12 protein-coding genes are annotated in these 14,051 nt (G+C 65.5%); 8 read left to right on the top strand and 4 right to left on the bottom strand.

Annotated features, from left to right (window positions below; translation table 11 throughout):
* The first annotated feature begins 366 nt into the window (after positions 1–366).
* The 4 genes from crtY to U1737_RS12890 all read left to right on the top strand — a co-directional run bounded on the left by crtY (position 367) and on the right by U1737_RS12890 (position 4,846).
* Positions 367–1,533, top strand: coding sequence for a lycopene beta-cyclase CrtY (gene crtY, locus U1737_RS12905; protein WP_332797040.1), 1,167 nt, complete (start codon positions 367–369; stop codon positions 1,531–1,533).
* Positions 1,530–3,008: a phytoene desaturase gene (locus U1737_RS12900; RefSeq protein ID WP_332797039.1), complete on the top strand. Its 1,479-nt coding sequence runs from the start codon at positions 1,530–1,532 to the stop codon at positions 3,006–3,008. Before crtY ends, U1737_RS12900 begins: the two co-directional genes overlap by 4 nt.
* Positions 3,009–3,204: 196 nt before the next feature.
* Positions 3,205–3,786 (top strand): LOG family protein, encoded by a 582-nt coding sequence (locus U1737_RS12895; protein ID WP_332797038.1) that lies wholly within the window; start codon positions 3,205–3,207, stop codon positions 3,784–3,786.
* Between the two features lie 112 nt (positions 3,787–3,898).
* Positions 3,899–4,846: a phytoene/squalene synthase family protein gene (locus U1737_RS12890; RefSeq protein ID WP_248523865.1), complete on the top strand. Its 948-nt coding sequence runs from the start codon at positions 3,899–3,901 to the stop codon at positions 4,844–4,846.
* A gap of 73 nt (positions 4,847–4,919) precedes the next feature.
* Here the strand turns inward: U1737_RS12890 and U1737_RS12885 are convergent, their stop codons facing one another.
* Positions 4,920–5,150, bottom strand: coding sequence for a hypothetical protein (locus U1737_RS12885; protein ID WP_332797037.1), 231 nt, complete (start codon positions 5,148–5,150; stop codon positions 4,920–4,922).
* A gap of 121 nt (positions 5,151–5,271) precedes the next feature.
* On the opposite strand from U1737_RS12885, the gene U1737_RS12880 reads away from it, so the two are divergent.
* Positions 5,272–7,101, top strand: coding sequence for an ABCB family ABC transporter ATP-binding protein/permease (locus tag U1737_RS12880; RefSeq protein ID WP_332797036.1), 1,830 nt, complete (start codon positions 5,272–5,274; stop codon positions 7,099–7,101).
* Positions 7,102–7,567: 466 nt separating this feature from the next.
* Here the strand turns inward: U1737_RS12880 and U1737_RS12875 are convergent, their stop codons facing one another.
* Positions 7,568–8,641 carry a type I restriction endonuclease gene (locus U1737_RS12875; RefSeq protein WP_332797035.1) on the bottom strand — a complete coding sequence of 358 codons (1,074 nt, stop codon included), beginning with the start codon at positions 8,639–8,641 and terminating at the stop codon, positions 7,568–7,570.
* A 177-nt stretch (positions 8,642–8,818) separates the two neighbouring features.
* On the opposite strand from U1737_RS12875, the gene recQ reads away from it, so the two are divergent.
* Genes recQ through U1737_RS12860 form a run of 3 tightly spaced genes read left to right on the top strand, consistent with a single transcriptional unit; the run spans position 8,819 to position 11,408 of the window.
* On the top strand, positions 8,819–10,588 hold the full coding sequence (recQ, locus tag U1737_RS12870) for a DNA helicase RecQ (RefSeq protein ID WP_332797034.1): 1,770 nt from the start codon (positions 8,819–8,821) through the stop codon (positions 10,586–10,588).
* A complete protein-coding gene (locus U1737_RS12865) occupies positions 10,585–11,013 on the top strand; it encodes a protein tyrosine phosphatase family protein (RefSeq protein WP_248523856.1) in 429 nt (142 codons plus the stop codon). The genes recQ and U1737_RS12865 overlap by 4 nt, the downstream gene beginning before the upstream one ends.
* A complete protein-coding gene (locus U1737_RS12860; protein WP_332797033.1) occupies positions 11,010–11,408 on the top strand; it encodes a hypothetical protein in 399 nt (132 codons plus the stop codon). The genes U1737_RS12865 and U1737_RS12860 overlap by 4 nt, the downstream gene beginning before the upstream one ends.
* A gap of 801 nt (positions 11,409–12,209) precedes the next feature.
* Here U1737_RS12860 and U1737_RS12855 read toward each other — a convergent pair.
* Both U1737_RS12855 and U1737_RS12850 read right to left on the bottom strand, forming a co-directional pair.
* Positions 12,210–13,550 (bottom strand): ammonium transporter, encoded by a 1,341-nt coding sequence (locus U1737_RS12855; protein WP_332797032.1) that lies wholly within the window; start codon positions 13,548–13,550, stop codon positions 12,210–12,212.
* 23 nt (positions 13,551–13,573) lie between these two features.
* Entirely contained in the window at positions 13,574–13,912 is a 339-nt protein-coding gene (locus U1737_RS12850) for a P-II family nitrogen regulator (protein WP_056053652.1), read from the bottom strand.
* Positions 13,913–14,051 lie beyond the last annotated feature (139 nt).

The raw sequence follows: 14,051 nt of genomic DNA, 5'->3' as shown, positions 1-14,051 counted from the left end.
GGCGGCGGGGGTATCCTTTGGTCGCGCGTCTCCCTTGCTGAGCGAATAGGTCGACCGTTGGAGCAAAGACCCCTGCGGCGGACGCCTCCCTCTGGCGGAGGCCGGGGTCCGGGGTCCGGGCGAGGAGGTGGAATAACGGCGCGCTACCGTCGTCTCGCGCGTCTCCCATTTGCGCCAATGCCTTCGCCGGGGTGGTACTGACTATACCATCCATACATGGTGGAAGTTTGGCTCCCCTCCCTTCCAGGAAGGGGCGACTGCGGGATTCTGGGCTTCCGGTGCCCTCCGGCGATGCAGGTTGTTTTCGCATTCGATTGCCCGGGAAAGGTTGTTTTCGCGGCGGGCGGTTTGCGCTAGTCCGGGGGGATGGCATCGACGATTTCTTGCGACGTCGCGATCGTTGGCGCGGGCTTGGCCGGCGGGATGATCGCGCTGGCGCTCAAAGCGAAGCATCCGGCGCTCGACGTGCGGCTGATCGACGCCGCGCCGACGGTCGGCGGCAATCATCTCTGGTCGTTCTTCGGCAGCGACGTGGCGGCAGGCGATCGCTGGATCGTCGCGCCGCTCGTGGTGCACGCGTGGCAAGGCTATGACGTGCGCTTTCCGGCGCATGCGCGGACGATCGATGAGACCTATTTTTCGATCGAGAGCGAGCGGCTCGACCGCGAAGTACGTCGGGTTTTGCCGGCGGATGCGCTGATGCTCGGGCAGAAGGTGTCGGGCGCGAATCCGACCGCGGTAGTGCTCGCGAACGGCGACCGGATCGAAGCCAAGGGTGTGATCGACGCGCGGGGTCCTGGCGACCTGTCGCTGCTCGATCTGGCATGGCAGAAGTTCGTCGGGCGCGAACTGGTGCTGAAGGCGCCGCACGATAGCCCCACGCCGATCGTGATGGACGCGACCGTGCCGCAGATCGACGGCTATCGCTTCGTCTATTGCCTGCCGCTGGCCGACGACCGGATGTTCGTCGAGGACACCTATTACAGCGACACCCCCGACCTCGATGTCGAGACGCTCACGACCCGCGTCCACGACTATGCCGAGGCTCGCGGCTGGGCCGTGGCGCAAGCTGCGCGCGTGGAATCAGGTGTGCTGCCGGTCGCGATGGGCGGCAATTTCGAGGCGTATTGGCGCTCGGGCGGGACACATGTCGCCAAGGCGGGCATGCGTGCGGGGATGTTTCATCCGACCACCGGCTATTCGCTGCCGGACGCGGTGCGGACGGCGTCGATGCTGGCGGGTCTCAGCGATTTCTCCGGCGCGAAACTGCATGACACAACGCATGCGATGGCGCGGGCGACGTGGAAAAGCCGCGGCTTCTACCGGATGCTCGACACGATGTTGTTCCGCGCGTCCGAGCCCGAGGAACGCTATCGCATCCTCGAACGCTTCTATCGCCTGTCGCCGGCCTTGATCGGTCGCTTCTATGCCGGACGCTCGACCATGACCGACAAGGCGCGCGTCCTGACCGGCAAGCCCCCCGTCCCCATCGCGCGCGCCGTGCGCGCCATCGCAGGCAGTATGAGACCATGAAGACCGCAATCGTCATCGGCGCAGGATTTGGCGGGCTGGCGCTCGCGATCCGGCTGCAATCCGCGGGCGTGCAGACGACGATCGTCGAGTCGCGGGATAAGCCGGGCGGGCGCGGCTATTATTGGGAGCGTGATGGCTTCACCTTCGATGCCGGGCCGACGGTGATCACCGATCCGGACTGCCTGCGCGAATTGTGGGCGCTGAGCGGGCGCGACATGAGCGAGGACGTGACGCTCGATCCGGTGCTGCCGTTCTACCGGCTGAACTGGCCCGACGGGACGAATTTCGATTACAGCAACGACGACGTCCAGATGCGCGCCGAGATCGAGAAGCTGCAGCCCGGCGACTGGGCGGGATACGAGAAGTTCCTGGAATATTCGGCGGGGGTGTTTCACGAGGGTTATGAAAAGCTCGGCCATGTCGCGTTTCTCGACTTCGGGTCGATGATCAAGGCGGCGCCGGCGCTGGCGAAATACCAGGCGTGGCGGTCGGTCTATTCGATCGTGTCGAGCTTCGTGAAGTCGGAGAAGTTGCGCGAGGCGTTGTCGTTCCACACGCTGCTGGTCGGCGGCAACCCGATGACGACGAGCGCGATCTATGCGCTGATCCACAAGCTCGAGCGCGACGGCGGCGTGTGGTTCGCACGCGGCGGGACCAACCGTCTGGTGGCGGCGCTGGTGACTCAGTTCGAGCGACTGGGCGGCGTGCTGCGGCTCGACGATCCGGTAACGTCGATCGGGACTCTCGGCGACTGTGCTACGGGTGTGACGTGCGCGAGCGGCTGGTCGGGTCAGGCGGATGCGGTGGCCGCGAACAGCGACATCATGCACACCTATCGCGACCTGCTGTCGACCTCGCGCAGTGCCAAGCGCAAGACCGGGTCGCTCGAGCGGAAGAAATACTCGCCGTCGCTGTTCGTGGTGCATTTCGGAATCAAGGGCACGTGGCCGGGCATCCCGCACCACATGATCCTGTTCGGGCCGCGCTATAAGGGGCTGCTCGAGGACATTTACGACCACGGCGTGCTGAGCGAGGACTTCTCGCTGTATTTGCATCATCCGACCGTGACCGATCCTTCGCTGGCGCCCGAGGGGCATTCGACGTTTTATGCGCTGGCGCCGGTGCCGCATCTCGGAAAATTCCCGGTCGACTGGGACGAGATCGCGCCGATCCTGGAGAAGCGCATTCTCGACGAGATCGGGCGGCGGTTGATCCCGGATATCCACGAGCGGATCGTGACGAAATTCTCGTACGCGCCGAAGGATTTCGCGCAGGATCTGAATGCGCATCTGGGGAGCGCGTTCTCGCTCGAGCCGGTGTTGACGCAGAGTGCGTATTTCCGGGTGCACAACCGCGATGAGCATATTCCGAACCTGTACTTCGTGGGCGCTGGGACTCATCCAGGGGCTGGCATTCCTGGGGTTGTCGGGAGTGCTAAGGCTACGGCTCGTTTGATGCTTGAAGGCGAGAAGTAAGGTTTGTTCACGCGGAGGCGCGGAGACGCGGAGGTGTCGCGCTTGTCGCGCAGCGACCGTGTCTCCAACGATTTGCGGAACCTCAGTGAAGACAGCGCGAGCGCTGTCCGGAAAGAGACACCTCCGCGTCTCCGCGTCTCCGCGTGAACCCATTCTTCCCTTGCAGCACCCCGCGCGCTTCCCCTAGCGAGGCAGAATGAAGAGACTTGCTGTGTACTGCGGGTCGGCGACGCCGGCTGATCCCACCTATATCGAAGGCGCTCGCGCGCTGGGGCTGGCGTTTGCCGAGCGGGGGATTGGCCTCGTTTATGGCGGCGGCCGGACCGGGCTGATGGGTGCGATCGCCGATGGCGCGCTCGAGGGCGGCGGCGAGGTTATCGGCGTTATCCCGCAAGCCTTGGTCGATGCCGAGGTCGCGCATCGCGGGCTTACCGAGCTGCACGTCGTCACGGGGATGCATCAGCGGAAGCAGATGTTCACCGATCTTTCCGACGGTTTCGTGACGATCCCCGGCGGAACCGGGACGATGGACGAGCTGTGGGAGGCATTGAGCTGGGCGCAGCTTGGCTATCATGCGGATCCGGTCGGGTTGCTGAATACCGCGGGCTATTACGACCACCTGATCGCGTTCTGGGAGAAGATGGGCGAGGTCGGGTTTCTGCGGCCGCAGCACCGGGACTTGCTGATCGTGGCGGATACGCTGGATGTGCTGCTCGACCGGATGGCGGAACATGTGCCGACGCAGCCGATCGTGCGGATGAACGCGTCGGATTTGTGAAGATCGAGACGGTAAGCTCCGCCTATTCTCGTTCTCCCGCGAACGCGGGAGCCCAGAAGCCGCTGGCGCGGCGTTTGTGGTCCTGGGCCCCCGCTTTCGCGGGGGGACTAGAATGAGTCAGGCGCTTCCAAGCCGGGAGGCGATCGTCGCTACCGCGCACGAATCGATCTCGCGGGGATCGAAGAGTTTTGCGGCGGCCAGCCTGTTGTTCGACAAGCCGACGCGGGAGCGGGCTTGGCTGCTGTACGCGTGGTGCCGGCGGTGCGACGATATCGCGGACGGGCAGGATCATGGCCACGGCATGACCGTGGTCGACGACGCCCCTGCCCGGCTGGTGCAGTTGTCGGCGATGACCGAGCAGGCGCTGGCGGGCGAAGTGGTCGGCGAACCGGCCTTCGATGCGCTGCGGATCTTCGCCGCCGAAACCCGACTGCCGAAGCGGTTCGCGCGCGATCTGGTCGAGGGGTTTGCGCTCGATGCGCGCGAGTGGCGGCCGCGGTCGGAAAACGATCTCTACAAATATTGCTACCATGTCGCGGGTGTCGTCGGGTGCATGATGGCGATCGCGATGGGCGTCGATCCCGACGACGAGGACACCCTCGATCGCGCGTGCGACCTGGGGATGGCGTTCCAACTCGCCAATATCGCGCGCGACGTCGAGGAGGATGACCGGGTCGGGCGGTGTTATCTGCCCGAGGACTGGCTCGTGGAGATGGACTTTCCGCCGGGTCAGCACATGAAGCCGCCGTTTCGCTCGCGGCTCGCCGTGTTGACGAAGCGGATGGCGGAGCGAGCTGCGGCTTTCGAGGCCAGCGCGCGGGAGGGGACGCCGGCGTTGTCGTTCCGGTCGGCGTGGGCGGTATTGTCGGCGGCGGGAATCTATGGCGCGATCGGGCGGACTGTTGCCGCTCGGGGCGAGCATGCGTGGGACCACCGGGTGACGACCTCGGGGATGCAGAAGCTGGGGTTTATCGCCAAGGCGGGGCGCCAAGCGGCGCGGCGGGAGACACTGTATCCGCGGGCGCCGAGGGATCCTCGGCTGTGGACGCGGCCTCGCTAACTACCGGCGTCTAGCTTGTTCTCCCGCGAAGGCAGGAGCCCATTCTGGGTCCCCGCCTTCGCGAGAAAACAGTTTAGCCCTGCGGCTTTGCCTTGCCGGCCTTCGCCATGGCCATGCCGCTCGCACGGCAGTTGGCACCGATCATCGGGTAGGGAACATCGGTGTTCTGCGCCAGCTGGTCGGGCAACGCGGCGCGGCATTGCGCCATCGTCTCGTAGCGTGCCGGGATCACGCGCGCCTCGGTGCAGTTCACATTGCCGTCGCCGCAACCCATGATGGCCATGACGTAGAACAGCGGTTCCATTTCACTCTCCGGTTGCGACAGGCCGTTGCGGCAGGACGTACCGATAAAAGCGACGAAGCGGCAGGATTGTTCCCCCAACTGCTTTTACCGGGGCTTGACTGCGCCTACATCCCATCGATCCATGCCCCCTGACAGCTACACCTCCACCCGCGCGGACCAGCCGTTGCTGCCGACGCTCCGCCGCTTCCTGCCGTTCCTGTGGCCGGCGGGGCAGCCGAAGCTGAAGACGCGGATCGTCGTCGCGATGCTGCTGGTGATCGCGTCGAAGCTGATCCAGGTTTTCGGCGCGGCGTTCACGCTCAAATACGCGGTCGACCGGATGGCGGGGAACGATCGCGGGGCGCTGACCTTGGTCGTGCTGCTGGTGGTCGGGTATGCCGCGTCGCGGTTCGGGACGACGCTGTTCGACAATCTGCGCAATGCGGTGTTCGAGCGCGTCGGACAGGATGCGTCGCGGCGGCTGGCAGCGCAGGTGTTTCGCCATCTGCATGCGCTGAGCCTCGATTTCCATCTGTCGCGGCGGACGGGCGCGGTCACCAAGGTGGTCGAGCGCGGCACCAAGAGCATCGACACGATGCTGTATTTCCTGCTGTTCAACATCGCTCCCACCGTGTTCGAGCTGGTGCTGGTGCTCGGGCTGTTCTGGACCAAGTTCGGCTGGCCCTTGGTCGTCGCGACGGTGGTGATGGTGGTCGGCTATATCCTCTTCACGCGGATGGTGACCGACTGGCGCAATGCGCTGCGCGCGCGGATGAACGACCTCGATACCGGGGCGGTCGCGCATGCGGTGGATTCGCTTCTGAACTTCGAAACGGTGAAGTATTTCGGCGCGGAGGAGCGTGAGGCGCGGCGCTACGACAGCGCGATCACGGCGTATTCCGAAGCCGCGGTGAAGAGCGAAAATTCGCTTGCCTGGCTGAACCTTGGCCAGGCGCTGATCACCAACCTGATGCTGGCGGGCGGCATGGGGTTCGTCGTGTGGCGGTGGAGCCGAGGCGAGGCGTCGGCCGGTGACGTGGTGTTCGTGTCGACACTGCTGGCGCAGCTGTTCCGGCCGCTCGATCTGTTGGGGATGGTGTATCGCACGATCCGGCAGGGTGCGCTCGACATGGCGGCGATGTTCGACCTGATCGATACGCCGGCCACCGTCGTCGACGCGCCGGGTGCGCCCGCGCTGGCGGTAAGCGCGGGGCATGTCCGGTTCGAGGGGGTGTCGTTTGGCTATGACGCGGGGCGGCCGATCCTGAGCGACCTGAATTTGGACGTGCCAGCAGGTTCCACATTGGCTGTCGTTGGGCCGTCGGGCGCGGGCAAGTCGACGCTCGCGCGGCTGCTGTACCGTTTCTACGACCTGACGGGCGGGCGGATTACCGTCGACGGGCAGGATATCGCGCAAGTGCGGCAGGCTTCGTTGAGGGCGGCCATAGGCATCGTGCCGCAGGATACGGTGCTGTTCAACGATACGATCGGGTACAATATCGCTTACGGCCGCGAGGGGGCCGAGATGCCCGAGGTCGAGGTTGCGGCGAAGGGCGCGGCGATCGCGGGCTTCATCGAGCGCCAGCCGCTGGGGTATGAGACGCGGGTCGGCGAGCGTGGGTTGAAGCTTTCGGGCGGCGAGAAACAGCGTGTGGCAATCGCGCGGACGTTGCTGAAGAACCCGCCGATCCTGATTCTGGACGAGGCGACGAGCGCGTTGGACAGCCGGACCGAGGCGGAGATTCTCGATACGCTCGAGGCGATCGAGCGCGGCCGCACGACGATCGTGATCGCGCACCGGCTGTCGACCGTGGTGCATGCGGACCAGATTGTCGTGCTGGAGGCGGGGCGGATCGTCGAAAAGGGCACGCATGCGGACCTGCTCCGGCAGGACGGCGTGTATGCGGAGATGTGGAACCGGCAGGCGCAGGAGCGGGCTGGGGATGATGCAGGGGCGCTGGCGGCGGAGTAGGGCGTGGGCCTCAGGCGCCTGGTTTAACGGCGAACGCTTGCCATACCACACGCCGTCACCCCGGACCTGTTCCGGGGTCCACCGTTCCGCAAACTCGCACGTTTCGATTTCGGGGACGGGTGGATGCCGGAACGAGTCCGGCATGACGGAGGGGTAGTGGCGAGTTCGCGACCACGTTCGACTAGGTGGCCACCCCGGCGGAGGCCGGGGCCCAATTGGGGGACGTTGCTAACGAAGGGCAGCGCGTCGTCATTGCCATCTTTCCACTTGGGCCCCGGCCTTCGCCGGGGTGGTTGTGGGATGGGTGCCGGGGTGCAACCCTAAAGGCGAGCGTTGCGATGCACGCAACATCCTCTGTTCCCTCGCGAACGCGGTGGTCCGCAAATCACGAGCGATGGCGCTGCTGGGTCCTGGGCGCCCGCGTTCGCGAGGGAATGGAAGGAGAGCGGGGGCGAAACTCCGCACCCTACGCCGGGATCGACGGATCCAGTTCGCGCAACCTCGCCTCGATCGCCTCCGAATATTGATAGATGTGCGTCAGGTCCGACAGCAAATGGCGCGTCTCGTCATTGCCGGCGAACATGCCGAGATACTTGGTCGTGATGCCATTGAAGTGCATCCGCGCGACCGTCTTCCGATTATTGTCGTCCAGCAGGATCGCGCAATACGAATTCGCATCGCGGACGATCACGCGTTTCGGATCCACCAGGCGCGAGGCGATCGCCTGGATGATGTGGAAGCCGGAAATCTCCTCCTGCGTGGTGACGATGCCGTCGCCGTCGGACGGGTCGTCGTCCGCGCCCGGCGGCAGGTCCTCGACCGGGCTCGACGCCTTCAACGCCGACGAAAGGCGTTCGTTGACGAAATCGCGGATCAGCGCGGCGATCGCAGGAGCTAAAAGCTTGGCGAATCCGTCCTTGATCGCCGGCGTGAGTCGGCCGCCATGGACGCGCTGCGCCATCATCCGGACGAACTCGTCGGAGGGCTCGGCGAACTCCTTTTCGAGTTCGAGGCGGATCAGCGACTGCGTCTTGAGGTTGCCGGCCTCCTGGACGATCTTGTCGATGTCGAACGCGGCCTTGGTGAATTTCTCGAGCGTACGGATGTCGCCGGGCTTGATCGCGTCCATCGTGAAGGTGAAGAACGGCTTGTCGTCCATCTTGTTCGGGCGCTCGATGTCCGAATAGAATTGGTAGACGACGCCGTTGGTCAGCACGGCAAGGCGCGCATCGGTGACGCTGAAATAGCGGAACAGCTGCCCGGCATGGTTGACGTTGAGCTGGACCGAGGACGGCTTGCACTCGATCAGGATCGACACTTTCCCGCCCGCGCAGATCGCATAGTCGACCTTTTCGCCCTTCTTGGTGCCGATGTCGGCAGTGAATTCGGGGACGACTTCGGACGGGTTGAAGACGTCATAGCCGAGCGACTGGAGGAACGGCATGACGAGCGCAGTCTTCGCCGCTTCCTCGGTCAGCAGCACCTCGCGGTGTTCGATCGTGCGCTTCTGCAGCTCGGCCAGCCTGATGTTCAGTTCCATGCGCGTCCCCCGGATTGAACGGGGGAGGATGCGCAGGGAATTTACACGGGTCCATAACGGTACCGGAACAACCTGCCCGGATTTCGATCTAGTCCGTGCAGCGTGGCGATTGGGATGATCGGACCGATCGCGGATCATCCATTGCGGCGACGGTGAACGAACCCTAGGTCCGGGATAATGGCACTCGACCCCCTTCCAGATCTCCAGCGCATCTTTGGCTTTCCTGACTTTCGTGGCGTGCAGCGCGATGTCGTCGATCGGGTGCTCGCCGGACAGCGGACGCTGGCGGTGATGCCGACGGGGGCGGGCAAGTCGCTGTGTTACCAGTTGCCGGCGACGATGCTGGAGGGGACGTGCGTGGTCGTGTCGCCGCTGATCGCGCTGATGCACGACCAGCTGCGCGCGGCGACCGCGGTAGGGATCAAGGCGGCGACTTTGACGAGCGTCGATACGAACCGTGAGGAGACGATCGCACGGTTCCGGGCGGGTGATCTGGACCTGCTGTATGTCGCGCCGGAGCGAGCTTCGAACGAGAGTTTCCGGAACCTGCTCAGCCAGGCCAAGCTCAGCCTGTTCGCGATCGACGAGGCGCATTGCGTCAGCGAGTGGGGGCATGATTTCCGGCCGGACTACCGGTTGCTGCGGCCGTTGCTCGACAGCTTTCCGGAGGTGCCTCGGCTGGCGCTGACCGCGACCGCGGATGCGCATACGCGGGCGGATATCCTCGAGCAGCTGGGGATTTCGCAAGACGGCCTGATCGTGTCGGGGTTCGACCGGCCGAACATCCGCTATGCGATTTCGGGGCGCGACAACGTCAACCGGCAGATCGCGGACATCCTGGATAAGATACCGGGGCCGGGGATCGTCTACGCACAGACGCGCGCGGCGACCGAGAAGTTGGCGGAGGCGCTGGGGCGGAGCGGGCGACCGACGCGGGCCTATCATGCGGGGCTCGATCCGCAGGTGCGCGCAAAGAATCAGGCCGATTTCGTCGCGAGCGAGGACATGGTGATCTGCGCCACGGTCGCGTTCGGGATGGGGATCGACAAGCCCGACGTGCGGTTCGTGTGCCATGCCGGGCTGCCGAAATCGATCGAGGCCTATTATCAGGAGACCGGGCGCGCGGGGCGTGACGGCGATCCGGCGATCGCGCACCTGTTCTGGGGCGCGGAGGATTTCGCGCGGGCCCGGCAGCGGATCGGCGAGGTCGAGCCCGAGCGGCAGGCGGGCGAGCGGCAGCGGCTGACCGCAATGGGCGGGCTGGTCGAGACCGCGGGATGCCGGCGGCGGATCCTGCTCAAGCATTTCGGCGAGGAGCGGCTCGAGGATTGCGGGAATTGCGACAATTGCCTTGGCAATGTCGATGCGGTGGATGCGACCGAGACGGCGCGGAAATTCCTGTCGGCGGTGTTTCGCACCGGGCAGATGTTCGGCGTCGGCTATATCGAGGGGATCCTGACCGGCGTGTCGTCGGAGCGGAGCCTGATGAACGGGCATGAGGCGCTGTCGGTGTACGGGATAGTCGACGGCGACGAGGTGGCGTTGCTGAAGCCCGTGTCGCGTGCGCTGATGCTGAAGGATGCCTTGCGCACCAATCCGCATGGGGGCCTCGAGTTCGGGCCTGCCGCCAAGGCGATCCTGAAGGGCGAAGCGACGGTGTCGATCGTCGTGCCACCGAAGCGCGAGCGGCGGCGCAAGGCCGCGCCGGGCGCGACCCCGAACCCCGTGGACGATCCGCTGTTCGAGGCGCTGCGCGTGCGGCGGCGCGATCTGGCGAAGGAGGCGGGCGTTCCGCCGTATGTGATCTTCCACGATTCGGTGCTGCGTGACATGGCGGCGCAGCGGCCGGCGTCGCGGGTGGCGCTCGCGGTGCTTTCAGGCATTGGCGCGCGGAAACTCGACGCCTATGGGGATGCCTTCCTCCAGGTGATCCGCGAGTCCGCATGATACGGCACATCAACGAAAGTATTTCGGTCGCGCCGCAGATCGCGGTCGAGCACGTCGCGGAGATCGCCGCGGCGGGCTTCAAGACCATCGTCAACAACCGGCCGGACGACGAGGATGCGGGACAGCCTTCGGGCGACGCGATCCGTGCGGCGGCGGAGGCGGCGGGCCTCAACTATGTCGCGATCCCGGTGACTCATGCGGGCTTCTCGCATCCGCAGATCGACGCGATGACGCAGGCGCTGGTCGATGCGGACGGGCCGGTGCTGGCGTATTGCCGGTCGGGGACGCGGAGCTGCAATCTGTGGGCGCTGGCGGCGGCGAAAGCGGGGCGGAACCCGAACCTGCTGCTCGCGCAGGCCGAGGACGCCGGGTATGACCTGCGCGGGATTCGACCGATGCTGGACGCGCTCGCAGGGCCGCGATGACGCCTGCGATCGTCGGCGGCATCGTGGCTGCCGTGGTGGTTCTACTTAGCGCCTTGGGCTGGGTAGTCGTGCGGATGCGGCGGGTCGTGAAGATCGAGACGCCCGAGGAAGCGGCGGACGCGGCGCAGGCGCAGCTTGCCGGTTTTGCGGTGGCGGGCGCGGTGGTCGGGGCGGATGGCCGGGGCGCGCTGGCGATTGCGGACGATGGGCGCGTGGCGGCGGTTAAGCGGATCGGGAAGCGGTTGGCTGTGCGCGAGGTTTCGTGGCGGCGCGTGCGCGCTACGCGGGAGGGGATTCTGGTGGAGACCGGGGACCGGGCGCTGGGGGCGGTGATGCTGGCGCAGGTCGATGTGCTGGATATCCGGCGGTTGGCGCCGAAAAGCGTTCGGGTTTAGCCGGGGGGCTTTAGCTGGGTTCGCTGCTTTTGTGCGCCCGCTCCTCTCGCCCGGCCTACCCCCTCGCCGGTTCGTTCCACCCACCCCGTTCGTCCTGAGTAGCTGCTGAGCTTGTCGAAGCGGCGTATCGAAGGATGGGTTGGGGCACGGGGCCTGTGCTTCGATACGCGCCCTCGATACGCTCCTTGCCGATCTACTCGGTCGCTACTCAGCACGAACGGGGTGGGGGTGTGGAGCGGCGAGATTCCTTTCCGCCCGGCTCGCTTCTTGAGCACGCCCCAAGCGCTTCGTGATACCGGTCCCTTTCCAAAAGGCTCCGTCATGCCGGACTGGTTCCGGCATCCACCGTTCCGCGTATTCGACGGATTTTAGTGTGTTGGACCGTGGACCCCGGAACGAGTCCGGGGTGACGGGGTGGGTTGGGTGAGTGGGATCAACGCGATGCTTCCTAAAGAATAGCCGCCGAGCAAAAATCCCGCCCCGGCGGAGGCCGGGGAGGTGTTGGGTCAGATCGGATCAGACCCCGAACCGGTTCAGGGTGCCCGCCAGATAGGTCGGACTCGTGCGCCCGCTGCGCCGTTGTTTCCCCGCGAAAGCGGGGACCCAGACTGGGCTCCCGCCTTCGCGGGAGAACATAGTAGGTGTCGCCCGCTCCCACTCCTGCTCCTGCTCCTGCTTTCCAGACCTCAATCGAAGTCCCACTTTTCGACGGCAAAAAAAGGCCCGGTGTGTTGCCACACCGAGCCAAGGTTGTCCGCAGGAGGAACGTCGTGGGTGCGGGCTCGGGCGGCCCGCTACCGATCAGTTGTAGGCGCGCTCGCCGTGTTCGCCGATGTCGAGCCCCTCGTGCTCGACTTCCGGCGAGACCCGCAGGCCAGTGACGGCCTTGGCGACGTAGAGCGCGATCGTGGTGCCGATCGTGGCCCAGATGATCGTCACGATCACCGCCTGGAGCTGCACGAAGAGCTTGGCGCCCATTGCATAGTCCGCAGCCCCGGGCCCGCCGAGCGACGGGGCGTAGACCACCGCAGTGCCGATCGCGCCGACCATGCCGCCGATGCCGTGGATCCCGAAGGCGTCGAGCGAGTCGTCATAGCCAAGCATCGGCTTGAGCTTCGAGACCGCCATGAAGCAGATCAGCGAGGCGATCGCGCCGAGGATGATCGCGCCGAACGGGCCGGAGTTGCCCGCGGCCGGCGTGACCGCGACGAGGCCGGCGACGATGCCCGAGCAGAAGCCCAAAGCCGAACCCTTGTGACCCGAGAGCTTCTCGGCAAGCATCCAGAACAGTGCGGCTGAGGCCGTGGCGACGAAGGTGTTGAGCATCGCGAGCGCGGCCGAGCCGTTCGCCTCGAGTGCCGAGCCTGCGTTGAAGCCGAACCAGCCGACCCAGAGCAGCCCGGTGCCGATGCCGGTCATGACCAGCGAGTGCGGTGCCATCGGCTCCTTCGGGTAACCAATGCGCTTGCCGAGGATCAGGGCTGCGACCAGCGCCGAGACGCCGGCGTTGATGTGGACCACGGTGCCGCCGGCGAAATCGAGTGCGCCCGCCTTGAAGAAATAACCGCTCGATGCCCACACCATGTGCGCGATCGGGAAGTAGACGATGGTGAGCCAGATCAGGCCGAAGACCATCACCGCCGAGAATTTCATGCGCTCGACGACCGAGCCCAGGACCAGCGCGATGGTGATCGCGGCGAAGGTCATCTGGAAGCAGATGAAGACATATTCGGGGATCTCGACGCCCGCCGTGAAGGTCGCCGCCTGCGAGGCGGGCGTGACGCCCTTGAGGAACGCCTTGTCGAAGCTGCCGATGAAGTTGCTGAGCAGCGGGTTGCTCACGTCCGGACCGAACGCCAGCGTATAGCCCCACATCACCCAGATCAGCATCGCGAGTGCCGCGACGGCGCCGATCTGAGTCATGGTCGACAGCATGTTCTTCGACCGCGTGAGGCCGCCGTAGAACAGCGCGAGGCCGGGCAGGATCATCATCAGGACGAGGACCGTCGAGGTCATCATCCAGGCGGTGTCACCCTTGTTCACGGTGGCCACCACCGGTGCGGCTGCAGCTTGTGCCCAGGCGGGTGCGGCGGCGATCATCGCCGCTCCGAACCCTAGCGCCGCGACGGCGGCTGTCTTCATATCAAGCTTCATCATGTCCCCCCTCAGAGCGCTGAATCGTCGGTTTCGCCGGTGCGGATGCGGACCGCCTGGCCGACGTCAAGCACGAAGATCTTGCCGTCGCCGATCGCGCCGGTGTTCGCCGAGGCCTGGATCGCCTCGACCACGCGGTCGGACAGGCTGGCGGCGCAGACCACCTCGATCTTGATCTTGGGCACCATGTTGGTGCTGTACTCGGCCCCCCGATAGATCTCGGTCTGGCCCTTCTGACGGCCGAAACCCTTGACCTCGGTGACCGTCATACCGGCCACGCCGATCGTGGTGAGCGCTTCGCGCACCTCGTCCAGCTTGAACGGCTTGATGATGGCAATGACGAGTTTCATCGCGGCCCTTCCCCCTTGTTACAGGAGAGGCCTCGCAATGTGCGTGCCAGTTGTGGTGTGGAGGGATGAGGTGTGCTTGGGGAGCGGGTAGAGGGGCGGTTTGGGATTAAAACTTGTGCAGTGCGGTGGAGGTGCTCGA

It is taken from the genome of Sphingomonas fucosidasi (assembly GCF_036663855.1).
GTDB lineage: Bacteria > Pseudomonadota > Alphaproteobacteria > Sphingomonadales > Sphingomonadaceae > Sphingomonas > Sphingomonas faeni_B.
Note: the sequence above shows the minus strand (reverse complement) of the source record. Positions and strands in the feature narration are given on the sequence as shown.

Coding starts and splice junctions, on each gene's coding strand:
- U1737_RS12885 (WP_332797037.1), bottom strand. CDS start 5,150: ATGGAACCGCTGTTCTACGTCATGGCCATCATGGGTTGCGGCGACGGC.
- U1737_RS12860 (WP_332797033.1), top strand. CDS start 11,010: ATGACGCCTGCGATCGTCGGCGGCATCGTGGCTGCCGTGGTGGTTCTA.
- U1737_RS12900 (WP_332797039.1), top strand. CDS start 1,530: ATGAAGACCGCAATCGTCATCGGCGCAGGATTTGGCGGGCTGGCGCTC.
- U1737_RS12865 (WP_248523856.1), top strand. CDS start 10,585: ATGATACGGCACATCAACGAAAGTATTTCGGTCGCGCCGCAGATCGCG.
- U1737_RS12850 (WP_056053652.1), bottom strand. CDS start 13,912: ATGAAACTCGTCATTGCCATCATCAAGCCGTTCAAGCTGGACGAGGTG.
- U1737_RS12855 (WP_332797032.1), bottom strand. CDS start 13,550: ATGAAGACAGCCGCCGTCGCGGCGCTAGGGTTCGGAGCGGCGATGATC.
- crtY (WP_332797040.1), top strand. CDS start 367: ATGGCATCGACGATTTCTTGCGACGTCGCGATCGTTGGCGCGGGCTTG.
- U1737_RS12890 (WP_248523865.1), top strand. CDS start 3,899: ATGAGTCAGGCGCTTCCAAGCCGGGAGGCGATCGTCGCTACCGCGCAC.
- U1737_RS12895 (WP_332797038.1), top strand. CDS start 3,205: ATGAAGAGACTTGCTGTGTACTGCGGGTCGGCGACGCCGGCTGATCCC.
- recQ (WP_332797034.1), top strand. CDS start 8,819: ATGGCACTCGACCCCCTTCCAGATCTCCAGCGCATCTTTGGCTTTCCT.
- U1737_RS12875 (WP_332797035.1), bottom strand. CDS start 8,641: ATGGAACTGAACATCAGGCTGGCCGAGCTGCAGAAGCGCACGATCGAA.
- U1737_RS12880 (WP_332797036.1), top strand. CDS start 5,272: ATGCCCCCTGACAGCTACACCTCCACCCGCGCGGACCAGCCGTTGCTG.